Source organism: candidate division WOR-3 bacterium (assembly GCA_013177935.1).
Taxonomy (GTDB): Bacteria; Hydrothermota; Tepidihabitantia; order Tepidihabitantales; family Tepidihabitantaceae; genus Tepidihabitans.
Genome location: JABLXZ010000004.1, coordinates 333007 through 356265, shown reverse-complemented (window position 1 = coordinate 356265; position 23259 = coordinate 333007). Strand labels below are relative to the sequence as shown.

22 protein-coding genes are annotated in these 23259 nt (G+C 54.6%); 11 read left to right on the top strand and 11 right to left on the bottom strand.

Annotated features, from left to right (window positions below; all coding sequences use genetic code 11):
* Positions 1 to 10 precede the first annotated feature (10 nt).
* The 7 genes from HPY86_08270 to HPY86_08240 form a co-directional block, all read right to left on the bottom strand.
* A complete protein-coding gene (locus tag HPY86_08270; GenBank protein NPV14908.1) occupies positions 11 to 883 on the bottom strand; it encodes a glycosyltransferase family 2 protein in 873 nt (290 codons plus the stop codon).
* Positions 880 to 1800, bottom strand: a complete 921-nt coding sequence (locus HPY86_08265; GenBank protein ID NPV14907.1) for an NAD-dependent epimerase/dehydratase family protein — start codon at positions 1798 to 1800, stop codon at positions 880 to 882. Before HPY86_08265 ends, HPY86_08270 begins: the two co-directional genes overlap by 4 nt.
* Positions 1797 to 2750 carry a GDP-mannose 4,6-dehydratase gene (locus HPY86_08260; protein ID NPV14906.1) on the bottom strand — a complete coding sequence of 318 codons (954 nt, stop codon included), beginning with the start codon at positions 2748 to 2750 and terminating at the stop codon, positions 1797 to 1799. The genes HPY86_08265 and HPY86_08260 overlap by 4 nt, the downstream gene beginning before the upstream one ends.
* Positions 2698 to 3009, bottom strand: coding sequence for a hypothetical protein (locus HPY86_08255; GenBank protein ID NPV14905.1), 312 nt, complete (start codon positions 3007 to 3009; stop codon positions 2698 to 2700). Before HPY86_08255 ends, HPY86_08260 begins: the two co-directional genes overlap by 53 nt.
* Positions 3009 to 3197 carry a 50S ribosomal protein L28 gene (locus tag HPY86_08250; protein ID NPV14904.1) on the bottom strand — a complete coding sequence of 63 codons (189 nt, stop codon included), beginning with the start codon at positions 3195 to 3197 and terminating at the stop codon, positions 3009 to 3011. Before HPY86_08250 ends, HPY86_08255 begins: the two co-directional genes overlap by 1 nt.
* Positions 3198 to 3301: 104 nt before the next feature.
* The gene (locus HPY86_08245) at positions 3302 to 4729 is read right to left on the bottom strand and encodes a hypothetical protein (GenBank protein NPV14903.1); all 1428 of its coding nucleotides are present in this window, start codon (positions 4727 to 4729) and stop codon (positions 3302 to 3304) included.
* Positions 4730 to 6211 carry an exo-alpha-sialidase gene (locus HPY86_08240; GenBank protein NPV14902.1) on the bottom strand — a complete coding sequence of 494 codons (1482 nt, stop codon included), beginning with the start codon at positions 6209 to 6211 and terminating at the stop codon, positions 4730 to 4732.
* A 115-nt stretch (positions 6212 to 6326) separates the two neighbouring features.
* Between HPY86_08240 and HPY86_08235 the strand changes: the two genes are divergently transcribed.
* The 6 genes from HPY86_08235 to HPY86_08210 all read left to right on the top strand — a co-directional run bounded on the left by HPY86_08235 (position 6327) and on the right by HPY86_08210 (position 12432).
* Complete coding sequence (locus HPY86_08235; GenBank protein NPV14901.1) at positions 6327 to 7052, top strand: hypothetical protein; 726 nt, start codon at positions 6327 to 6329, stop codon at positions 7050 to 7052.
* Positions 7053 to 9113, top strand: a complete 2061-nt coding sequence (locus HPY86_08230; protein NPV14900.1) for a PAS domain S-box protein — start codon at positions 7053 to 7055, stop codon at positions 9111 to 9113. It abuts the gene before it with no gap.
* Between the two features lie 79 nt (positions 9114 to 9192).
* Complete coding sequence (locus HPY86_08225; protein ID NPV14899.1) at positions 9193 to 9636, top strand: response regulator; 444 nt, start codon at positions 9193 to 9195, stop codon at positions 9634 to 9636.
* Between the two features lie 11 nt (positions 9637 to 9647).
* Positions 9648 to 10772, top strand: a complete 1125-nt coding sequence (locus HPY86_08220; GenBank protein NPV14898.1) for a hybrid sensor histidine kinase/response regulator — start codon at positions 9648 to 9650, stop codon at positions 10770 to 10772.
* Positions 10773 to 10815: 43 nt separating this feature from the next.
* Positions 10816 to 12057: a M20 family metallo-hydrolase gene (locus HPY86_08215; GenBank protein ID NPV14897.1), complete on the top strand. Its 1242-nt coding sequence runs from the start codon at positions 10816 to 10818 to the stop codon at positions 12055 to 12057.
* A 3-nt stretch (positions 12058 to 12060) separates the two neighbouring features.
* Positions 12061 to 12432: a hypothetical protein gene (locus tag HPY86_08210; GenBank protein ID NPV14896.1), complete on the top strand. Its 372-nt coding sequence runs from the start codon at positions 12061 to 12063 to the stop codon at positions 12430 to 12432.
* Here the strand turns inward: HPY86_08210 and HPY86_08205 are convergent.
* Both HPY86_08205 and HPY86_08200 read right to left on the bottom strand, forming a co-directional pair.
* Complete coding sequence (locus HPY86_08205; protein ID NPV14895.1) at positions 12405 to 14279, bottom strand: VWA domain-containing protein; 1875 nt, start codon at positions 14277 to 14279, stop codon at positions 12405 to 12407. The two genes, HPY86_08210 and HPY86_08205, sit on opposite strands and share 28 nt — an antisense overlap.
* Entirely contained in the window at positions 14280 to 15236 is a 957-nt protein-coding gene (locus tag HPY86_08200; protein NPV14894.1) for a DUF58 domain-containing protein, read from the bottom strand.
* 175 nt (positions 15237 to 15411) lie between these two features.
* On the opposite strand from HPY86_08200, the gene HPY86_08195 reads away from it, so the two are divergent.
* Together HPY86_08195 and gyrB are read left to right on the top strand one after the other, a co-directional pair.
* On the top strand, positions 15412 to 15735 hold the full coding sequence (locus HPY86_08195; protein ID NPV14893.1) for a DUF721 domain-containing protein: 324 nt from the start codon (positions 15412 to 15414) through the stop codon (positions 15733 to 15735).
* Positions 15736 to 15767: 32 nt separating this feature from the next.
* A complete protein-coding gene (gyrB, locus tag HPY86_08190; protein NPV14892.1) occupies positions 15768 to 17660 on the top strand; it encodes a DNA topoisomerase (ATP-hydrolyzing) subunit B in 1893 nt (630 codons plus the stop codon).
* A 203-nt stretch (positions 17661 to 17863) separates the two neighbouring features.
* Here the strand turns inward: gyrB and aspS are convergent, their stop codons facing one another.
* Both aspS and HPY86_08180 read right to left on the bottom strand, forming a co-directional pair.
* Positions 17864 to 19168, bottom strand: coding sequence for an aspartate--tRNA(Asn) ligase (aspS, locus tag HPY86_08185; GenBank protein NPV14891.1), 1305 nt, complete (start codon positions 19166 to 19168; stop codon positions 17864 to 17866).
* Between the two features lie 51 nt (positions 19169 to 19219).
* The gene (locus HPY86_08180) at positions 19220 to 19864 is read right to left on the bottom strand and encodes a queuosine precursor transporter (protein ID NPV14890.1); all 645 of its coding nucleotides are present in this window, start codon (positions 19862 to 19864) and stop codon (positions 19220 to 19222) included.
* Positions 19865 to 20012: 148 nt separating this feature from the next.
* On the opposite strand from HPY86_08180, the gene hslU reads away from it, so the two are divergent.
* From hslU to trxB, 3 genes are read left to right on the top strand one after another with little or no spacing between them, the layout of a single operon-like run.
* The gene (gene hslU / locus HPY86_08175) at positions 20013 to 21341 is read left to right on the top strand and encodes an ATP-dependent protease ATPase subunit HslU (protein ID NPV14889.1); all 1329 of its coding nucleotides are present in this window, start codon (positions 20013 to 20015) and stop codon (positions 21339 to 21341) included.
* A gap of 2 nt (positions 21342 to 21343) precedes the next feature.
* On the top strand, positions 21344 to 22270 hold the full coding sequence (argF, locus tag HPY86_08170; protein NPV14888.1) for an ornithine carbamoyltransferase: 927 nt from the start codon (positions 21344 to 21346) through the stop codon (positions 22268 to 22270).
* Complete coding sequence (trxB, locus tag HPY86_08165) at positions 22263 to 23183, top strand: thioredoxin-disulfide reductase (protein NPV14887.1); 921 nt, start codon at positions 22263 to 22265, stop codon at positions 23181 to 23183. The genes argF and trxB overlap by 8 nt, the downstream gene beginning before the upstream one ends.
* The last annotated feature ends 76 nt before the right edge of the window (positions 23184 to 23259 follow it).

The window sequence follows — 23259 nt, the reverse complement described above, 5'->3', positions numbered from 1 at the left end:
ATTTGCGCGGTTATTGTTGTTTATCGTCGCCAGCGTACCCGCGCAGGTGCCAGTAAAGGGCACGAATCAGGGCAGAGATTTCGAGTAGGGGTAAAAGGATAATCGCCTGAAACAAGAAGCGGGTTTTCGGGGTGTGTTTTTTCAAAAAGCGGAAAAGGGAGCGATGGTTTTCGTAAATCATTTTTGATTTTATTGTGTTTGTGCTACCGCCAATTTTGTGAAAAACCCGGGCGGATGGCAGGTAATAGGTCTGATAGCCTTTGCGCGCCATCCGGTACATGATGTCAACATCGTTGTAGTAGATGGGGAACTTTTCGTCGAACCCGCCCAGTTCTATAAGGACCGAACGCCGGATTAAAAGGCAGGATGCCATCGGTTGCTCTACCGGTCCGGGTTTTTCGTAGTCAAAGTGACGCAGGCGCCAGGCATTAAGGCGCGGGCAGCGGGGAAAAAGGCGGGGAAGACTGGTCATCTCCAGCAAGACCGAAGAGAAGGTGGGAAAGGCTCGGATTGACAGTTGCTGGGAGCCGTCCGGGTTTAAAAGGCGGGGCGCCACCGCGGCACATTCCGGGTTGCGGTCAAGGTGGTCAACGAGTTGTTGAAGCGCATCGGGCTGGACTTCGGTGTCCGGGTTGAGCAGCAGGATGTATTCGCCCTGCGCGATGGCGATGCCCTGGTTGTTGGCGCGGGCATAGCCGACATTTTTGGGGTTGAGGATGGTTTTGATATTAGAAAAAGATTGCAAAATTTCCCGGGTTTTGTCCTGCGAGAGGTTGTCAATTACGATGACTTCCGCCGCAGGCTGAGATGCAATAAGCGCATCAAGGCAGGGCTTGATGTCCGATTCGCTGTTGTAGGTGACGATGATGACTGACAGTTTCAACGGCTGCGGTAGTATTCAAGCAGGTCGGAGAGGGTTTTTTCCAATGGGATTTGCGCGGTCCAGCCGGTTGCCCGATGAAACTTTTCGGGGTTGCCCGAAAGGAACGGGATGTCATAGGGCCTTTTCTCAATAACCCCCTGCCTGATTTCAATATTCTTGCGGGCAAGGCGCAAAAGGATTTCCACACCATCCCGCAACCGTACCGGTCTGCCTGATGTGACATTGTAGGTTTCACCAGCAGGGCAGTTTTCCAGCGCGAATATATAAGCACGGACGATGTCCCGGACATCGGTGTAGTCGCGGCGGACTTCGAGGTCGCCCATTTCAAGAATCGGTGGGGCTTTGCCCTGCTCAACCTTAGCGATGTGGCTGGCAACCCGGGCAAAGACAAACCGGTCTGCCTGACCCGGACCGGTGTGGCTGAAAGGCCGAAGGATAACGATGTCCATATCCCAGGTCTGGTAATAGAGCCGGGCAATCTCTTCGGCAAGGTATTTGCTCCGGGCATAGGCGGTAAGGGGTTGAAGTGGGTCGGTTTCGGAATGGGGTTTGTCGCCTCTGCCATAAACATCAGCCGATGAGATTAAGAGAATCCGGCAGGGCAGCATCAGCTGATGCACAGCAATGAGCAGTTTTAAGGTGCCCAGAGTGTTGACCTGGTAGGTGGGTATGGGGTTTTTTTCTGCTTCGGCAACCGATGAGATGCCGGCAAGATGGATGAGCCAATCAGGTCGGCTTTCTTCCAGCGCCCTTTTTATGGCGTTGAAGTCGTTGATGTCACAGGGGAAGAGTGTTGCGGGCAGTTCTTCTTGAACCGATGCGTAATGGGTACCGTAAACTTCGTCACCCCGCTCTTGAAGATAGCGAGCAAGATGAGCGCCAACAAACCCTTCAATCCCGGTGACAAAGACCCTCACACCCGCTCCCGCCAGTAGTCGAGCAGGTCTTTTAAGGTCTGTTCAAACTGGTACTGTGGCTCCCAGCCGGTCGCCTTCTTTAACTTTGTAGGGTCGCCAATTAAGAGTTCCACATCACTGGGCCGGAGCCGGTTCGGGTCCTGTTTAACCTGAAATTTTGCGGTGGAAAGGCTCTGCAGGATTTCAAGGACCTGGCGAATTTTGTAGCCCCTGCCTGATGCCACATTGTAAACTTCACCCGGAACCCCTTTTTCGAGAATCAGATAGTAGGCGCGAACCGTATCTCGAACATCGGTGAAATCCCGAACCGCTTCAAGGTTACCAACATAGAGCACCGGTTCCCTTTTGCCTTTCTCAATTTCAACAATCTGGCGGGCAAAGTTGGATGTGACGAAAACCACGCCCCGTCTTGGTCCAGTGTGGTTAAAGCCCCGGGTGCGGATGATGTGCATCTTGTAACTCTGATGGTACTGGTAGCCCATCAAATCCTGAGCCACTTTACTCACTGCATAAGGGGAAAGGGGGCGCAGAGGATTGGTCTCCTTGATTGGTGTTTCATCGGGCAGAACCAGACCGTACTCTTCGCTGGAGCCGGCAATGTGAATCCGGCAGGAGCAGCCGGTGGCGCGGACCGCTTCCAAGATGTTCAATTGACCGATGACATTGGTGACGAAGGTCTCCTGGGGTGCAATCCAGGACATCGGAACATAACTCTGGGCGGCAAGGTGGTAGATGCGGTCGGGTTTCAAATCGGCGATTAAACGGTAAATCGAGCCGGAATCGCGCAGGTCACAGTCGTGGAGGTGGATTTTCCCTTTCAGGTGTTCAATGTTTTCGGTACGCGAGCGCCAGCGGATAGTTCCGTGGACCTCGCAGGAACCTAAACTTAAAAGATATTCAGCCAGATGGCTGCCGGCAAAGCCGGTAATACCAGTAATTAAACAGTTCAATTAGCCTCCTTTTTGTTGGTGCGTTTCGGGGTTGCGCTGCAAGGGTGGTGAGAACACCCTCCCCCTTTTGCCTTCCCTTCAAGGGAGGGGAAAAAGTATGAGGTAACGCCGTCAAGGGAGAAGAAAGATTGTTGGGTGCTGAATGGGTAGTGAGAAATGGGAAGGGCGAACGGTCGCAGGTGTGAGTTGTCGGCAACACCTTTAACCGGACAGAGTGTGTCAACCGGCACACCAGACCAAGAAGTCCGTTTAACGGCATCAAGCCTTTTGCACCTTGCCGGAGCGCAAACACCGGGTACAGACCCAGATGCGCCGGGTTGCGGTACCTTCTTTGATGCGAACCCGCTGAAGGTTCGGCTCCCAGCGTCTTTTAGTGACATTATGGGCGTGGCTGATGTTTGAGCCAACAATTGCAACTTTTCCACATATTTCACAATGCTTTGCCAAGTGTCCTCCTATTTAGTTTTCAAAAGGATAATAAGAGACTGTGGAGGTGTCAAGAAATAGAGAAACTGAGAGTGCAATGGTAAGGGCGATGTGTCATTACAAAGTTAGCGAATTTTAACGATTTTGTGGATTGGGGCGGCGTTTTCGGAGCCGATGAAGTAGATGCCCGCGGGCAGGTTTTTAATCAGGGGTAGCGAATTGCCTGTACTTATTTTTCTGCCGAGCGGGTCGTAGATTACAAGGTTGTTCGGGCTGGTTGCCGGGATGGTGGCGATTGTTGGGCGCGTAGGGTAAAAAACAGGGGGTGATGGTGGTTGATTTATGGACTGTTCTTTAAAGATGCCGGCGGGAACCTGCAGATAAACCACTGGGTTTAAGGTTGATTCACCCTCTTCCAGTTCCCAGCAGCCGGCTATCCGGTCGGCAAAGTAGATGATATGCAGGGTGTCGTCAACCAGTTCGGCAAGGAAGGGGAAGCGTTTTGATGTTGAGTCGGGGACAGTAAGACGGATGGGCACAGTCCAGGTTTTGCCGTTATCGGATGAATAAGATGCCCAGATGTCGGCGCGGGCGATGCCGGTGTGCGGGTCGATGTTTTCGGGGTCGAACTGTTCCCAGATAACATAAAGTTGATTAAGGCTGGAGTTGCCTAAACTGCGGTCGATACCGATACTGGGCCGGCACAGAGCAGCGGTGTAGCGTCCAAGTTTTGTTGTGTCGGGAAAGTTGAATTCGTAGATAAAGTGCCAGGGTGGTGTGTCAGAAGGAGAGTAGTGCCAGAGTTGCACCCTGCCCCGGTTTTGACCGTCGTAAAGGTCGGCGACGATGTGGATACGAATTGAGTCGTAAGTTGCCTGGGCACCAAAAAGGGAACGGTTACAGGCAGAGGGAACGCTGTCGCTGATTAGGCGGCGCGGATACCAGGTGCTGCCATTGTCGGGGGTTTCGCGCAGGTTTAAGTTGCCGTGGTCATCAGCCCAGACGAACCCAAGCCGGGAGGAGTTTTTGGAGGCGATGATGTTGTGCCGGGGAAAAGGACCAATATGACCAACACGATAACTGGACCAGGCGCTTAAGTAAAAGAGGGTGTCGTTTCTGATGGCGGCAAATTTCGGATAGCCGTAGCGGCTGGCAGCAACCAGGGGAAACTCGGCATTGGTGGTAATCACTCCTTCCTGAAAAGTTGCCGCGCCCGGTGCCGAGTCAATAAAGTTGGCGATGGTGCGTCGGCCCCGATTCAGATAGTCGGTGGAGATGAATGTCCTGCCATTGCGGGCGTTGTATTCAAGACAGCCCAGATTGCGCGGGTATGGGTTGACAAGGACACCAGAAGGGAAATGCCAGGTGCTGCCGCGGGGTCTAAAGTTATAGCGGATTTCACCATAGCCCGATTTGTAAACGGCGGAGATACCGTGCATGGTGTCGTAAACAAGGTAGCGTACCGCGGGAAAGAGGAACTGGCGGTCGCGGTCGGTCCAGCCAATCGTGTCAACGAAAATCTGAACGGGTAGCAGGAGAAAAAGGATAACCATTTACGGAAGGAGCACCACCTTACCCGTGGTTTGGTCGTTCTGACGCAGGAAGTAGATGCCAGTACGGGTTGGTTTTTCAATTTGCCTGCCGGTAGCGGAGTACAGTTTTGTCCGGGGCAGGAGGTGGAATCCTGAAATCTGATAGATGGTTGTTCGGGATTGGTAATTCAACCGGCTGGGTATTTTTTCTTCAACACCGGGCAGGTCAGATACAGGTACGCGTAGAACACAAACCGGGTTAATGGTCTGGGGTCCGTGCCCCTGCTCATAGACACCGGCAATCTGGTCGACAACGGTGATGATGAAGATAGAGTCGTCAACCTTTGGTGCAATGCCGGGGGAAAGTCGGGAATGTTCGTCCGGTCCGGTCAAACGATAGGGTCGGCTCCAGTTGATGCCGTTGTTCTGGGATTGGGCGATGAACAGGTCAGCGCGGGCGAGCTGGGTCTGGGGTTCGTAGTTTAAGGAGTCGTAATTGAGCCAGAGAACAAAGAGTGATGCGTCGCTTGCTCTAAAACCGATACTCGGTCTTATCACAAACGGTTCGCCGGGTTCCGGAGGCGCAATAACCGATGAGGGGGCAAAGCGATAAACAAGTGTCCATTGTGGGTTCCTGTTCTCCTGCCAGTGCCAGATTTCTGCTGGAGTTTGGTTGGTGCCGTTCCACACCTGAGTTACGATGTTCAGCCGGTCTGCAGGGTCAAACTGAGCATAGGCACCGAACTTGCCCGGTTTCGGGTTGGTAATAGTTGTTGGGGGCGGAAAGATGTTGCGGGCACCGGACCAGGTGGTACCACCGTCTTCGGAGATGTTGAGCCACAGTGCGGTAGAGTCTTCATTGGTCCAGACCGCGGCGATGCGTGAAGAGTTTTCTGATGCGGCGATGTTGTAGGTGGGATTAGCAGGCAGGAGCCCGTTACAGATAGATACCGGTTTTGTCCAGGTAACACCGTAATCGCTCGAGCGGGAATAGAGCAAGGTGTCCTGAGTTGTGGGGTCAACGCACAGCAGATGGAACCAGTTATTGGCGGTAAAGGCGATGGGTGCGCGCGAGCAACCCATCAGGTTTGAGTCGGGTTGGCGCATAATAAAATTGGTGGAGCCAGGAACACTCTCCACGGCGAATATGGGCCAGCGCGGGTCCCGGTTGATAAAACTGGATATGAAGGTGCTGCGGTAGTATGGGGAGGCGGTGTTTTCCGGTACATCAAGGTTGCCGCTGGCGTTGCGCTGGGAGCCGAATACTTCAACTTCACCGGACCAGGTGTTGGTGGCGAAACTGTAATAACTGGCAAACATTCCGGTTTTGACCCAGGCGGTGTAAATCCCGCTGTTGGGCAGATAAACGATGCGTTGCCAGATTGGACCGTAGTTCTGGGCGTCAACACCGGTAGTGCCGATGGTGTCAATTTTAGTGGTTGCGGTACCGGTGCCGAGCAACACTGAGACGATTATCCCGGAATAAAAGAACAGGTGTTTCATTTCTGACCTCCTGACTGATTATAAGTCAGGAGTTATGGGAGTCAATACAGCGTGACTATTGGGCTAATCTTGTCAAAAAGGGTTTTGTTCGGTATAATTATAAAAAAGGAGGGATATGGCGAAGGTCGGGGAGCGGTTCGCTGTTTTTCTTGCCTTAGTTCCGGTTTTTGTTTCAGGGCTGCCATTTGAATCCGGGTTAGAACTGTCGGGTCGTTCGTGCTATGTGTGGCGCGGGTTAAGGTTGAGTCAGGGTCCGGTGGCGCAACCTGCGGTCTGGGCTTCTTTTGCGGGCTGGACGATATCTCCCTGGGCAAACATCACACTGGGACAGAATGGTGATGGCTGGGGTTTGAATGAACTGGACCTGACGGTCAGTTATCAACAGGAGATTTTGGGATTTTCCCTTGAACCTTCGGCTGCCGGGTATTTTTATGCTGATGATTGGACAAAACCAGAACTGGAACTGGGACTCAATGTCGCTTATGGGCTGGCTGATTTTGAGTTGACGAGCGGTCACAATCTTGGGGTTTTCCCTTCTGCAGGTGGTTATTTCGGGACAGTCGGAGGTGCTTTTTCCCGGGAAATCGGGTGGGGGTTAGCACCAGAATTTTCCCTCGCAGGCGGCTGGGGTTCACCACAGTTCAACGAGATAAATTACGGGGTAGCACGCTGGGCGTTGAATGTAATTGAGTTTGGAGCAGGGCTCAACTACTCATTAAAAGGATTGCTTGATATCAAACCGTTTCTTGAGTTGAGCGTTGTGCCGGACCGGGTTTTACGCAGTGCCGGGGGTGAGGCGTTCCAGGCTGTTTTCGGTTTAACCGTGGGAAGGGGGTTTTAGATGTTTGCGCGCACGCCGATAAGATTTATCACGCTTTTTTGGGGGGTTGTGGTGTTTATCGGTGTCGGGTTGGTTATGTTCTACGGGAATGAGAAAAGGCGCGTTGGAGCGATTTTCCGCACCCAGGAGTATGCGCTCCACAATATCTTCAACCGGCTGCTGGAGTTAAAAGGGTCTTCACTTAAGAATTTTGCCTACGACTACACCTACTGGGATGAGATGGTTAGTGCAGTACGAAATAAGAACAGGAAGTTTTTTGATGAGAATGTCGCAGAACCATTGGGCACTTACCAGGCGGATGGCGCCTGGGTTTACAACCGAAAAGGGGAACTGGTTTACAGTGCATTTGGGGAAGGCAAAGACGGTTTAGCAGTGTTGTCGCTTGCGGACAATGCAAAAAGGATGCTAAGTGATTCGGAGCGGTTCTGCCACTTCTGGGCGGGAACGCCTCTGGGTCTGGTTGAGGTGCAGGGTGCAACAATCCATCCAACTAATGACCCGGAGCGAAAAACCGAACCCCAGGGCGTCTTTTTTGTTGCCCGGTTATGGGATGACAGTTATGTCAATGGACTGGCACAAATGGTTAATAGCACGGCGCAAATCGTGCCGCCTGCTGGTGATGGAGAGAAAACAAACCAGGCACAGGGGTTGATTGTGATTCGTCACACCCTACTTGCGGAGGATGGTAAACCGATTGCCGATTTGAAATTGAGGTTTGTTAGTGGAACTATCGTTCAGTTCCATCGCGGTGTTGTCCAGCAGTTGGTGGTATTGATTGTGGTGGCACTGGTAACGGTTTTGACGGTTGGATTGGGACTGGTTTTCTGGGTGACAGGACCGCTTAAGCAGATTACGGATGCTTTGAGCCGTCGGACTACGCAGGGGTTGACACAACTTAACAAGAGCCGGTCCGAGTTCGGAGAGTTGAGCCGGCTGATTACCCGCTACTTTGCCCAGGAGCAGGAGTTGCGTCAGGAGAAGGAGCGGGCACAGATGTATCTTGATGTTGCGGGCGTGATTATCGTTGCCCTGGACCGGGAAGGTAAAGTAACCTTAATCAATCGTCAGGGTCGTCAGGTGCTGGGTTATCAAGAGGATGAGGTTTTGGGTAAAGAGTGGTTTGAAAACTTTTTGCCTGAAACGGTGCGGAATGAAACCCGGGCGATGTTTGATATGCTGATGCGCGGTGAGGTTGAACCGGCTGCCGAGTATGAGAATCCGGTTTTAACACGAAGCGGTGAGGAGAGGTTGATTCACTGGCACAATGTGGTAATCAGGGATGAGTCGGGCAAAATTGTTGGTACCTTGAGTTCGGGTGAGGACATCACCGAGCGGCGAAGGGCGGAATTGAAGTTGCAGGAGAAGACCGAGGAGTTGCGCCGGTCCAATCAGGAACTGGAGCGGTTTGCCTATGTGGCATCGCACGATTTGCAGGAGCCGTTGCGGATGGTGGGCAGTTATGTCGGGCTTTTAGCCCGGCGGTATAAAGGAAAACTTGATAGCGATGCCGATGAGTTTATCAATTTTGCGGTTGATGGTGTAACGAGGATGCAGCGGTTGATTAATGACCTGTTGACCTATTCCCGGGTGGGAACAAGGGGTAAGGAACCGGTGCCGACCGATAGTAACGAAGTCCTAAAGCGGGCGCTGCTGAATCTGAAAATTGCGATTGAGGAGAAGGGAGCAGAGGTCAATAGTAAGCCCTTACCCGTGGTCCTTGCCGATGAGCGGCAACTGGAGCAGTTGTTTCAGAACCTGGTGGGAAATGCCCTGAAGTTCACCCAGGAGAAGCCGCGTGTTGACATCTGGGCAGAGCGGGTAGATGGAATGTGGCGGTTTGCGGTCAAGGACAATGGCATCGGCATCGACCCGAAGTTTTCGGAAAAGGTTTTTGAGATTTTCCAGCGTTTGCACACCCGGGAGGAGTATCCGGGAACCGGAATCGGTTTAGCGGTTTGTAAGAAGATAGTTGAGCGGCACGGCGGCAAAATATGGTTTGAGTCGGAAGTGGGTAAGGGGACAACTTTTTTCTTTACCCTGCCGCCCGCCGAAATAGAGTAGGAGCACGCCGCAGTGTGCCCGTACACAAAGGGAGAAAAATAGGAACAGGTGGCAATGTGCCCGTACGAAAGGAGGGAGAATGACAAAAGGTGAAAATGGGACACCGGTTGAAATCCTTTTGGTTGAAGACAATCCGGGTGATGTCCGTTTGACCCAGGAGGCATTGCGCGAGGCAAAGGTGCGTAACAATCTGCATATTGTGAGGGATGGCGAGGAGGCGCTGAAGTTCCTTTATCGGAAGGACGGGTTTAGCGACGCGCCACGCCCGGATATAATTCTCCTGGATTTGAACCTGCCCAAGAAAAATGGCCAGGAGGTTCTGGCAGAAATTAAGGCGGACCCGAGTTTACGCCGAATACCGGTGGTGATTCTTACTACTTCCAAGGCGGAGGAGGATATCCTGAAGAGCTATGACCTGCATGCCAACTGCTATGTGACAAAGCCGGTCGATTTTGAGCAGTTCATCCGGGTGATAAAGTCGATTCAGGAGTTCTGGCTAACGGTGGTCAAGTTGCCGGAGTAGGGTTTAATAAGATGGTTGGTGAAAGGTTACGGATTCTTCTGGTTGAAGACAATCCCGGTGATGCCCGACTCGTGAAAGAGACAATAGCGGAGGCGGATGGCGGCAGGTTTGAAATCACCCATCTGGTACGGTGTGAGGAGGCAACGCAACGGCTGAAGGAAGAGAGTTTTGATGTGGTGCTGCTTGACCTATCGCTACCGGACAGTAAGGGGCTGGAGACGGTAGCGCGCGTCAATACTGTGGCGCCGCAGGTGCCGATTGTGATTATGACCGGGCTGGATGACGAAGAGATGGCGGTGGCAGTGGCAAAGATGGGGGCACAGGACTATCTGGTAAAGGGGCATATTGATAGCCGGGGGCTGGTGCGCAGTTTGCGCTATGCACTGGAGCGGAAACGTCAGGAGCTGGAACTGGCAGAGAAGAACACCCAGCTGGCAAAGTTGAGCGAGTTGAAGAATCAGTTTCTCGGTATGGCGGCGCACGACCTGCGTAATCCACTGACAGTGATAATCACCTGTGCCGGTTTTCTCTTAGAGGAGGCGGGCGCTTCATTACCCGATGAGAAGAAGTTGGAGTTTATCGAGCGGATTAAGGCGAACGCCGAATTTATGGTTAATTTAATCAACGACTTGCTGGACTTCACCCGGATTGAGGCGGGGCAGATTGAGTTGAATCTGGAACCGGTGGAGTTGACAGAACTGGTGGCGAAGAACATTGAGGAGAACCGGATGTTAGGCGCGCAGAAGGGGATTGAACTGAAACTGGTGATTGAAGACGATGGCGTGCGGGTGTATGCGGACCCGGCACGTATTACCCAGGTGCTCAACAACTTTTTGAGTAATGCGTTTAAGTTCTCGGCGCCGGGTACGAAGGTGTCGGTGCGGGTGGGTAAGGAGAATGGCGGGGTGCGGGTGGCGGTAAAAGACCAGGGCCAGGGAATTCCGGCAGATGAGATGAAAAAGTTGTTCAAGCCGTTTCAGAAGACCAGTGTCCGGAGCACCGCGGGTGAGCGTTCTACGGGTCTGGGATTGGCGATTTGCCGGCAGATAATCGAGGCGCACAAGGGGTTTATCGGCGCCGAGTCCGAGCCGGGTAAAGGTTCAACATTCTATTTCTGGCTTCCGGTTCTTGGATAAAACCGGTATTGACCGGACGGTTTAAACCCGCTATTATGAACCGATGTGGGACAAGGAAATATTTGATAAAATCGTGCAGCGGATTGAGGCGCTGGAGCCGGAGATGGTGGAGATGCAGCGTCGGCTCGTGGCGCTGCCGGCAATCAGCCCGAAATCGGGTGGGGAAGGCGAAAAGGCAAGGGTTGAGTATCTAAAAGGGGTTCTGGCGGGCTGGGGGCTTGAGTTTGAGGAGTTTCGCGCGCCAGACCCGCTGGCACCGTGCGGTTATCGACCCAGCCTTGTGGTGCGGCAGGAAGGGGAAGGCACTGGTCCTACGCTCTGGGTGATGACCCATCTTGATGTTGTGCCAGCCGGACCAAGGGAGTTGTGGGAGTCAGACCCGTTTTGTGCCCGGGTGGAGAACGGCAAAATCTATGGCCGGGGTGTTGAGGACAATCAACAGGAGATGGTGGCAAGTATCTTTGCGCTGAAGGCGCTTTTAGACCTCGGGCTAAAGCCCCGCTTACCGGTTGGTTTGATGCTCGTGGCGGATGAGGAGACCGGTTCGTCTTTCGGGGTTGACTGGCTGCTGAAGAATCACCGGTTGTGCCATAAAGAGGACCTGGTTGTGGTGCCGGATGCGGGCAACGAGGCGGGCACATTGCTTGAGATTGCGGAGAAGTCAATACTCTGGATGAAGTTTACGACCATCGGACAGCAGGCGCACGGTTCCACACCCCACCATGGCAACAACGCGCACCGGGCCGGTGCCAATCTGTTAATCAGACTGGACCGGGTTTTGCACGAGAGGTTCAATGCCCGGGACGAGTTGTTCACGCCGCCCTATTCGACGATGGAGCCGACGAAAAAGGAGGCGAATGTCCCCAATGTCAATACGATTCCAGGGGAGGATATCTTCTACTTTGACTGCCGGATTCTGCCGGTTTATCAACTGGAAGATGTGCTGAATACGGTGCAGGAGGTGGTGGCAACGGTGGAACAGGAGTTCGGGGTGAAGGTCAAGGTTGATATTGAGCAGGCAGCGCCCGCGGCGCCGCCGACGCCAGCGGATGCACCGGTGGTACAAAGACTGGCAAAGGCGGTAAGGGCGGTGTATGGCGTTGAGCCTTTTGTCAAGGGTATTGGCGGTGGTACGGTAGCGGCATTTTTCCGGCGTCAGGGGATACCGGCAGTGGTCTGGGGCAAAAATGCCGGTCAGGCGCACAAGCCGAATGAGTTCTGCGTCATCGCCAATATGGTCGGCAATGCCAAGGTTTATGCTTATCTTTATGGCGAGGAGATTTAGGCGATGGAGTTGAGGTCGCCGGAAGAGTTAAAGGCATTTGTTGAGATTGACCGGACCCAGGTGGTTGATGAGCGCGCCAAGGGCGGTGAGGTTATTTTAATCCCGCTATTAAATCCCTTTGCTCCGATGCCGGCATTGACCGCGGTAGCGGACAACCTTGCCTGGTTTATGGAGCAGGTTACCGGTCGGGGCTATCAGAAGGCGGAGGAGGTTTACGAAATCGGCTATGTGGTGCGCGAACCGGGTCATCAGGCTTTTGGGCTCAAGGTCAATGCCGAAGGCGGGATGGTGGTGATATCCCGGATTGCGATTCTTGAGGATGAGTCGATTTTCCGGCGCTATGCCGACTATCTGCGTACCGGGCTTCTTTTCTGAAATAAAACCTCAGAGACAAGAATAACCATTTCCATCAGAAACGCCAGCAGGGCAAGAAATAAGAGCAGTGCGGTTAAGTCCGCGGTGGGAACCGCCTGAGTTTGTATCGTAATCCCGGTGCGAGGCAGGAGGTTGTTAGAAATCGGGGTCAGGTCGCCTTCCCGGGCATCAGGGTTGACCGCAAACGCAAGGCTGTCAAGGCGGTAAATTCCCGGATTCCGGGTGTCGGTGAAAACAATTTTAGGACGCGGTTGTCCGGGTTGAGGTGAAATTAGCATGTTGCCCGATGGTGTTGACAATGTTACCGGAGCGAGGCTCTTTACCGGCAGGGTGACAGTGTCGCCGACGATGTATTCAGTGCGTAACGTGGTAACAAGGTAGGTCAGCGTGCGGATGAAAAGCGGGGCAAAGGGTGCCTTAAACACCAAATCGGTAGCAAAGGGTGCCGGGGCAAAGGTCCAGACAATCAGGTTTTTTTCCGGTATTTCAACTATGAGCGGGTCGCCGCTGGAAAGAAAGACGAGGTTTTTGCCGCCGGTAAGGCGGTTGGTGGCAAAGAAGCGAGTGGTGGCGAAGTCGCGGGGATGGAAGATGTTGAGGATGGGATGGGTGGTGTCAACCCGGGCAACGGTTAAAAAACCGGCAGGTCGGTTGAAGCCCTGAACTGTCAGGAAGCGGTTGAGTCCGGAAGGGTCCGGAAGCGGGGTACCGGCGATGATGAGCGCGGCACCACCCGCGGTAAGGTAAAAATCAATCCGGTCCCAGTCGCCGGGTTGCAAAATTGCGGCATCGGTGATGATGAGGAGCGGGAAGCGGCGCAGGTCGAGCCGGCTCAGTTCGTTACGGTCAACGGTGGTGGGTAAAAATGGTCCGGTGCTGTCGGCGGCAAGGACAAGGTTAAGGTAGCGGTCCGGGACCGCGGGGCTGCGGACAACGAGGACGGGCACTTTTGCCGGGATGTTGAAGGCGAAGTAGCGGGTGTCGTCAAGAGGTAGTGAGTCGGCGGTAATCTGGACAAAGCCGGTGTCCAGTCCGGGACCGGCACCGGGTGTGGTAAATGAAACGGTAACGGTGCTGCGGGGTGCGATGTTAACCGTCTGCTCTTCAACATTGCTGTTGCGGTGGAGGCGAACGGTGCGGGTGATGGGCTGGGTGCTGTAGTTGGCGATTTCCGCCCTGATAAAGTGGTTGTCAAGGTAAAGGCGTCCGATACCGGCGTTGACAAATTTTGGGCTGCCGAGATGGACGATGTGGAGCGGCGCAGGCGGTTTGGTCAAACCGGTTTCCGGGAGAGCAGAACGCTGGAGGTCGGTGATGAGCACCAGCGGTGGGGTGCCGGTGCGGCTTTCGGTAAAGGCGCGTACCAGTGCCGGGGTCAGAGCCGGGGCGGCGTGGGAAGGCGTGATGGTGTCAAGAAGAGCGCGCAGGGTTTTTATTCCGGTGAAGACGGTGTCGGGCTGGCTGGTAAGGATGAGCCGGACACGGGTTGCGGCACGGACAAACTGCTGGGCGGCGCGCCGGGCGTGATGCCAGCGGTCACCATAACCCATACTGTAGGAGTCGTCAAGGATGATGATGAGGTCTTCGCTTTTTAAGCCCGGCAGGAGGCGGAGCAGGTAGGGACGGGTAAGGGCAAAAAGGAGGAAGAGGAGGGCGAGGGTGCGCAAAATCAGCAGGACAATTTCCCGCAACCGGAGCCAGGAGAAGCGCTCGCGGCGCACGGTTTGCAAGAGAAGTAAAGAAGGAAAGGAAAGCCGGCGCAGCCGGAGCCGGCTCAAAAGGTGGATGAGGACCGGCAGGAAGGCAAGGGGCAAAAGAAGGAGAAATCCCGGGGCAAGGAACCGCATTTAGGACAAACGGCGCCGGCGCTCAAGGTATTTGAGGAGCGCCTGGTCAAAGGGTGTGGCAAGGGACAGGGGTTGATAGTCGATACGGGCTTCGTTGCAACCCTTTTTGAACTCGGCGCTGCGCTGGCGAAAACTTTCCTGATAGCGCGTTTTGAGAAGGCGGGGGTCAACGGTCAGTTCGGCGCCGGTTTCCAAATCGCGCAAAAGGAGCGGGGTGGGAAAGTTCAGGTTCGCTTCATCGGGGTGGAAGATGTGGAACAGGAGGAGTTCGTGTTTGCGTGCCCGGAAGTGGCGCAGACCGGCAAGCACCTCGGTTTGGTTGTCCCAGAGGTCGGAGATGATGATGACAAGCCCGCGGCGCTTGAGCCGTTCCGCAAGCTGGTGCAGGGTGTTGCCGAGGCTGGTGTCACCGCCCGGTTTTGTGTTTTCCAGTTCCCGGAAGATGATGCGGAGGTGGGCACCGGTGGCGCGGGGCGGAATGTAGCGGTTGATGCGGTCGGTGAAGATGACCAAGCCAACCGAGTCTTTCTGCCGGGTAAGAAGATAGGCAAGGCTGGCAGCAAGCCAGCGGCTGTAGTCCAGTTTGGTAATGGTACCCGGTGGGTAGTGCATTGAGCCTGAGGCGTCAAGGAGGAGGTAGGCGCGGAGGTTGGTCTCCTCTTCAAACTCGCGGATAAAAAAGCGGTCGGTTCTACCATAGACGCGCCAGTCGATGCGTTTCAGTTCATCGCCCGGCATATAGGGACGGTGTTCGGTAAATTCAACCGAGAAGCCCTTGTAAGGCGAGCGGTGCAACCCGGCGAGAAACCCTTCAACCACAAGCCGCGCCTTTAAGTCAATGCCTTTGAGTTTCGCCACCAGTTCCGGTTTGAGCGCCAGTCTGGTTGTATCGGTTGACTTGCGCGTGAGCACATTACAGTTTAACAAGCGGTGGGGTTGAAGTCCAGAGGGGCACATTGCAATGTGCCGGTACACTATTTTTGTGAAGAAAGGCAACCGGTCCGTGCACTGTTTCAGCAAAGCCGGGCAACATACCGGTACATTATTTTTGCAAAGAATGGTGGGTGTTCCGACATTTTTTAACGAATTTGGGTGTCCTTGACCCGGGGCGGTTCTGCCGGTATAAGTAAATATGCGCCGCAAGAAACTGCGCCGGTTTCAAACGGTCCACGAGACTTTGCCCCGGGTTTTGCGCCAGTTGGGGATGGAGGAAAAGATTGTGGTCTATCGTGCGGTTAGCGACTGGAAGTTGGTGGTGGGCGAGGCGATAGCGCGGCATACGGTGGCGCTCGGCGTTGAGGATAAGACGCTGTTAGTGGCGGTTGATTCACCAGCATGGATGACCCAGTTGACCTTTCTTAAAGACCAGTTGCTCGAAAAGATTACCCAGCATATCGGTTCGCGCCAGTTAACCGACATCAGATTTTTTCTGAAACGGAGCGCGGACACCGCTTGATTTTGCCGAAAGATTTGTTAGGATAAAAGACAATGGCAGAGGCATACAATGCAGCACAAATCCATGTTTTAAAAGGGCTCGAGGCGGTTCGGCACCGCCCGGCGATGTACATCGGTGATGTCGGCGTGCGCGGGTTGCACCATCTCGTTTTTGAGGTGGTGGATAATGCGATTGATGAGGCGCTTGCCGGTTACTGCGATGAGGTGGTGGTGACGATTCATTCGGACAATGAGGTTTCGGTTGAGGACAATGGCCGGGGAATTCCGGTTGATATCCATCCGACCGAGAAGAAGTCGGCGCTTGAGGTGGTGTTGACCGTGCTCCATTCCGGGGCGAAGTTTGAGCACAAGGTTTACCAGATTTCGGGCGGGCTGCATGGTGTCGGGGTTTCGGTGGTGAACGCCCTTTCCACGCGGCTGGTGGCAGAGGTGGCGCGCGATGGCAAAGTTTACCGGATGGAGTTTGCCCGGGGTGAGCCGAAGAGTGAACTGAAGGTTATCGGTAAGTCGAAGAAGACCGGCACGAAAATCACCTTCCAGCCTGATGAGAAGATTTTTAAGAAGGTGGTGTTCAGTTACGACATCCTTGCCACCCGGCTGCGCGAACTCGCCTATCTGAATAAGAATTTGAAGATTAAACTGATTGATGAACGCCAGGAGAAGGAGGAGGTTTTCCACTTTCCAGGCGGGCTGGCAGATTTTGTTGGTTATATCGATGCCGGGCGTAACCGTCTGCACAAACCAATCGTGATTGAGGAGCAGCGCAACGGGATTGCGGTGGAGGTGGCGTTTCAGTACAACGACGGTTATATTGAGAGCATCTTCTCCTTTGCCAACACCATCAACACCCATGAAGGCGGCACCCACCTTTCCGGATTCAAGGCGGCGCTGACCCGTGCGATCAACGAGTATGCGCGCAAGAGCGGCCAGTTAAAGGAGGGTATTGAACTGGTGGGCGAAGACACGCGCGAGGGTTTGACCGCGGTTGTTTCCATCAAGATTCCGGACCCGCAGTTTGAAGGTCAGACCAAGACCCGGCTCGGTAACAGCGAGGCGAAGAGCGTGGTTGAGACCGTGGTTTACGAGCGGGTTTCGGCTTTCTTTGAGGAGAACCCGCGGGTGGCAAATCGGGTGCTGGAGAAGGTGATTGCCGCGGCAAAGGCGCGGCTGGCGGCGCGCAAGGCGCGGGAACTGGCGCGGCGCCGTTCCCTTTTAGAGTCCGACACCTTACCGGGCAAACTGGCGGATTGCGCTTCTGAAGACCCGGCCGAGAGTGAACTTTACATCGTTGAGGGTGATTCCGCGGGCGGTTCGGCAAAACAGGGTCGGGACCGGCGGTTTCAGGCAATTTTGCCGTTGCGCGGCAAGATTCTCAATGTTGAGAAAGCCGGTTTGAATAAGATTCTTGCCAATCAGGAGATTCGGGCGATAATTTCAGCGATTGGTGCCGGAGTGGGTGAAGACGACTTTGACCCGGCAAAGGCACGCTATCACAAGATTGTGATTATGACCGATGCCGATGTTGATGGTTCGCACATCCGGATTCTTCTTTTGACATTCTTCTACCGGTTTATGCAGCCGTTGATTGAGGCGGGTTATCTTTACATTGCGCAGCCGCCGTTGTATCGGGTGCGCCAGGGCAAGAAGGAGGTTTACCTCTATTCGGATGAGGAACTGGAGGAGTTCACCCGCAAGAACAAGGGGGATGGGCTGGAGGTGGTGCGCTACAAGGGTCTGGGTGAGATGAATCCGGAGCAGTTGTGGGAGACAACGATGAATCCGGAGAAGCGGACCCTGAAGCGGGTGACGATGGAGGATGCGACCGAAGCGGATGCGGTTTTCCGAATGCTGATGGGCGAGGATGTGGAGCCGCGGCGCGAGTTTATTGAGCGCAACGCCCGGAATGTCGAAAACCTTGATGTTTAAGGGCATCTCTGCCTGATTTTACCCCGATTTTGGTGTAGATAGCCCGGTCTACCCATAATTTTTGACCCCGAAAGTTTAAAATTTTAACGCGCCAATCTAAATCATCGCAGCTAAGTTTTGTATCGGGAAAGAGTTAGGAATTTAGCGGAAAAGTATATGGGGTTGACCATAGCGCCGTTAGGGGGATGGTATCAGGGCCGGTTTTACGGTGTTAAGCGGAAACGGTCACGGGGAAAGAAACTGGCTTCCCGGATGTTGTTTAGTCCTAAGAACTGCTGGGTCAACCGTTCTGCACCAATCGCCAAGCCCCCATGAGGCGGCACCGCATACTGGAATATCTCAAGGTAGAAGGCGAAGTTTTCCGGGTTCAGTCCAAAGTAACGGATGTTTTCCACTAACTGGTGGTAGTCGTGGATACGCTGACTGCCGGTGGTGACTTCCAGTCCGCGAAAGAGCAGGTCAAAGCCAAAGGTGTATTCCGGGTCGTTCGGGTCCCACATTGTATAAAAGGGCCGGGTCTTACGCGGGTAATGGGTGACAAACAGGAATTCGGAGTTGTAGGTTTTCTGGGCATAGTCGCAAAGTTGCCGCTCGCCTTCCGGGTCAAGGTCAAGCATACCGGTGGTATCTCTGCCGTAGTCTTTATGCAGGAGCTCGAGCGCGTCCCGGAAGTGGATTTCCGGGATTTCGCCCACTTCGGGCAACTGGGCACCGAGGAGTTGAATTTCCTCGGCGCAGTTTTTTGCAAGGTTTGCCACCAGTTGTTTGAGGAGCCGGTTTTCAAGCCGGGTGACATCACGGTAGGACTGGATAAAGCCCATCTCGTAGTCAAGGGACAGGTATTCGTTGATGTGCCGGGAGGTGGCGTGGTCCTCAGCACGATAGACAAAGCCAATCTCAAACACCCGCTCGTAGCCGGCGCCAACGAGCATCTGTTTGTAGAACTGCGGGCTCTGGGCAAGATACGCCTTCTGCTCAAAGTATTGAATTGGAAACAGGGCGGTGCCACCTTCGGTGCCGGCAGCGACAATCTTTGAGGTGTGGACTTCAAGAAAGCCTTCCTGCCGGAGGAATTCGGCAAAGGTGCGGACGATTTCGGCCTGGACCTTGAACACAGCACCAAACTCCGGGTTGCGCAGGGCAAAGGCGCGGTGGTCTAAAATCATATCCAGTTTGAGGTTTAACTTCTTTTTGGAGCGGTTGACCTCAAAGGGCAGGGGCGCAACCGGTTCGATTAACACCTTCAGTTCTTCCAGTTCCAGTTCGCAACCCTGACGGGCTTGCGGTTCGGGCTTGACCGTGCCGATGATTTCAACGATGGATTCGCGCTTGAGTTCGTCCAGGTGAAACTTTGCCGGGTCGGTGGTTACCGCCTGACAGATGCCGGTTCGGTCGCGCAAAAGAAGGAAGGTGATTTTACCAACGGGCCGAATGTGGTGTGCCCAGCCCAAAAGCCGGACGCGCTCGCCAATATGTTGCGGCAGTTCCTTTGCAAGAGTTCGTTCCATAGAATCAATTTATTTAACAGTTTTGGGATGTCAACAAGACGCCCAAGGGGTTCAGGCGCGCAACGGGCGTTCCCGGACAAGGTAGATTGTGGGCAAAGAGAGCAGGGTGCAGATGCCTTTGAGGATGACATTTGCCCAGAAGATACTTAACACGACGGCGAAGGGCATCCGGCCGATGAAGGCAAGTGAACAGAAGAGCGCCGAATCTAAGGGCACGCTGAATGAGTTGGAGACAAGGACCCGGAGCCACTGCCGGCGCAAACCCATCCGGTTGACCCATAACTGGTAGATTTCACCGTCCACCAGTTCCGAGGCGACCTCGGCGACGATTGAGGCGATGACGATGCGCCAGACCGGCGAGAGTACGGTGCCAAACTCCAGTTGCGGACCGACCTGTGGGTCCGGAGGCAAACGGGCAACAAGGTAAAAGAGCGCCGCCATAAACAGGTTGATTGCGCCGGCGGCGACAACAACGCGGCGCGCGGTGCGGATGCCCGCGGTCTTGTGCACAAGGTCGCGGATGGTAAAGGTAAAGGGGTAAATCAAAGTGCCGGCGTCAACACTGAAGCCGAAGAGGAAAACGATGCGCAGGCTCGCGATGTCAGAAAGAATCTGGGCACCGATGTAGGCGGCGGTGACAAGGGCGACCGCGGTGAAGGTTGATTCCGGGGTCCGGGATTGGGGGTTTTCCGCCATAGGTAGATGACAATAGGGGAATTACCGATATTGTCAATATCAGCGGATGCTTGACTCTATTTCCGGGCGGTTTATCCTTATTTTATGAGCAAAAAAGCGGCAGGGTGCGATGAAGGTTGAATATTCGGAAACAGCAACTTCGGGTGCGATGGTGCCGGTAACACCGGCGCGGATGCTGACGCCCGCCGAGATTGTGGCGGAACTGGACCGGTATATCGTGGGTCAGCACAAGGCGAAGCGGGCGGTGGCGATTGCCCTGCGCAACCGCTGGCGCCGGCAACAGGTGCCGGAACGGCTGCGCGAGGAGATTCTGCCCAACAACATCATCCTGATTGGACCAACCGGCGTCGGCAAGACCGAGATTGCCCGACGTCTTGCCCGATTGGCGCAGGCACCGTTTGTCAAGGTTGAGGCGTCCAAGTTTACCGAGGTCGGCTATGTGGGCCGGGATGTGGATTCGATGATTCGGGATTTGATGGAGATTGGTGTCAATATGGTGCGGGCAGAAAAGACGCGCGAGGTGCAAAGTCGTGCCGAGGCGCTGGCGGAGGAGAAACTTTTGAAACTGCTTTTGCCCGATGATGAGGTGCGGACACCAGGCGCCCGGGAGCGGTTAAGAGAGAAGTTGCGCGCCGGCGAACTGGATAGCCGGATGGTGGAAATAAAGTCAACCACGACCACTTTTCCCTTTGCCGATGCGCTGGCACCGCTGGGCGGCGAGGAGATTTTGATTCAGTTGCAGGACATCCTGGGTCCGACACTGCCCAAGCAGACGAAGCGGCGCCGGCTGACCGTTGCCGAGGCGAAGCGGGTGCTGATTCAGGAGGAGGCGCAGAAGTTGATTGATATGGATGAGGTTGTTGCTGAGGCGAAGCGCCGGGTGGAGCAGAGCGGGATTGTGTTCATTGATGAGATTGACAAGGTGGTGAGCACGACGCCCGCCAGTTCCGGACCGGATGTGTCAAGGGAAGGGGTACAGCGCGACCTGCTGCCGGTGGTGGAAGGGTCAAGTGTTTTGACCAAGTACGGGATGGTGCGGACCGACCATATCCTGTTCATTGCTGCGGGCGCCTTTCACAAGGTCAAGCCGTCCGATATGATACCGGAACTCCAGGGCCGGTTTCCGATTCGGGTGGAGTTGCAGCCATTGACCGCAAACGACTTTAAGCGGATTCTGATTGAGCCGGAGAATGCGCTCATCAAGCAGTACACCGCCCTGCTTGCGGCAGAGGGGGTGAAGTTGACATTCACCCGGGCGGCAATTGATGCGGTTGCCGAGATTGCCTTTCGGGTGAACAGCGAAACCGAGAACATCGGTGCCCGGCGGTTGCATACGGTGATGACCACTTTGCTTGAGGACATCCTGTTTGAGTTGCCTAATCCTAAGACCCGGGCGGTGCGGATTGATGCCGGGTATGTGCAGCGCCGGCTCAAAGACATAGTTGCCAGCAAGGATTTGAGCCGCTATATTTTATAATTATGAAGAAAGACTTAACATCAATTGCCGATTTAACCAGAGAAGAGATTGTGACGCTCCTGGATGAAGCGGAGCGGTTGAAGGCAGCGGTAAAAAAGGATAAGGTGCTCACCCACGCCCGGGGCAAGATGGGGGTGTTGATTTTTGAAAAGCCCAGTTTGCGCACCCGGGTGACATTTGAGCGGGCGTTGCATCAGCTGGGTGCGACCAGTACCTATTTGAGTCCGACCGATATCGGGCTCGGGACCAGGGAAAGTGTGCCCGATGTTGCCCGGAATCTGTCGCGCTGGGTTGATGTGATTATCGCCCGGGTTTTTGAACATGAAAAGGTCACCGGTCTGGCACAGGCGGCAACCATTCCGGTTATTAACGCCCTTTCTGACCTTGAGCACCCCTGCCAGATTCTTGCTGACCTTTTGACGATTCGCCAGCACTATGGCCAACTTGAGGGCGTAACGGTTGCCTGGACTGGTGATGGCAACAATGTGTGCCACTCTCTGCTCCTTGCTGCGGGTATTGTTGGGTTCAACCTCAATGTGGCAACACCCAAGGGGTTTGAGCCGAATTCCGAGATTAGCGCCCAGAGCCGGGAGTTTGCGGCAAAGAGCGGGGCAAGATTGAAGTTTACCTATGACCCGTGTGAGGCGGTGGCAAATGCCGATTTTATCTACACCGATGTCTGGGCTTCAATGGGTCAGGAGGATGAGGCGGAGCAGCGGCGCCAGATATTCAAGCCGTTTCAGGTCAATCGCACCCTGTTGACAAAGGCAAAGCCCACGACCAAGGTTTTGCACTGCCTGCCCGCACATCGGGGTGAAGAGATTACCGATGATGTGCTGGATGGACCGCAGGCGATTGTCTATGACCAGGCTGAAAATCGGCTGCACATTCAAAGGGCGATTCTTGCCCGTTTACTGAAAGATGGGTGAGCCTGAGGTACTGATTGTTGGTGCCGGTCCTGCTGGTATGACCGCGGGAATCTATGCCGCTCGTGCCGGCAGGCGGACCGTTTTGATTGAAAGTGAACTGGTTGGCGGTCAGGTGGCAAAGACCGCAATTGTGGAAAACTATCCCGGATTTGCGGAGCCGATTGAGGCGGTGGAACTGGTGGCGCGGATGGAGGCGCAGGCGCGGCGGTTCGGCTGCCAGTTTGAGACCGGTGAGGTTACCGGAATTGACCGCAGCGCCCAGGGTCTGGAGGTGAAGACAACAATCGGTAATTTTAATCCCGGTGCGGTAATCATCTGCACCGGTACCAGACCAAGGCCGCTCGGTGTGGAAGGTGAGGAGCGGTTTGTGGGCAGGGGGATATCGTACTGCGCGATATGCGATGGTCCGCTGTTTCGGGACCAGGCGGTGGCGGTGGTGGGCGGCGGTGATTCGGCGCTTGCTGAGGCGAACTATCTTACCCGTTTCTGCTCCCGGGTGTATCTTATTCACCGCCGGGATGAGTTTCGGGCGGCAAAGGTGTGTCAGGAGCGGACCAGACAGAACCCGAAGATTGAACTGCTCCTTTCCCGCGTGGTAACAGCGTTTAACGGCACCAGCCGGCTGGAGAGCCTAACGATAAAAGATTTGAAAACGGGCGCGGTGACGACTTTGCCGGTCGCGGCGCTCTTTATCTATGTCGGGCTCGCGCCCAACACCGCCTGGTGTCAGGGTATGCTCAACCTTGACGAAGCCGGCTTTATCATCACCGATGACAGTCTGCAAACCTCTCTGCCCGGGGTTTTTGCCGCCGGTGATGTCCGGCGGAAAGCGCTGCGCCAGATTGCGACCGCGGTCGGTGATGGTGCGCTGGCAGCGATGATGGCACACGACTATTTAAACCAGCACGGATAGCCCACCTTGCGACCCTGAACCGCTGACCGCAGAAAACCGGCAATTCTGATGTAATTTACTTCTGCCTCATAAAAAA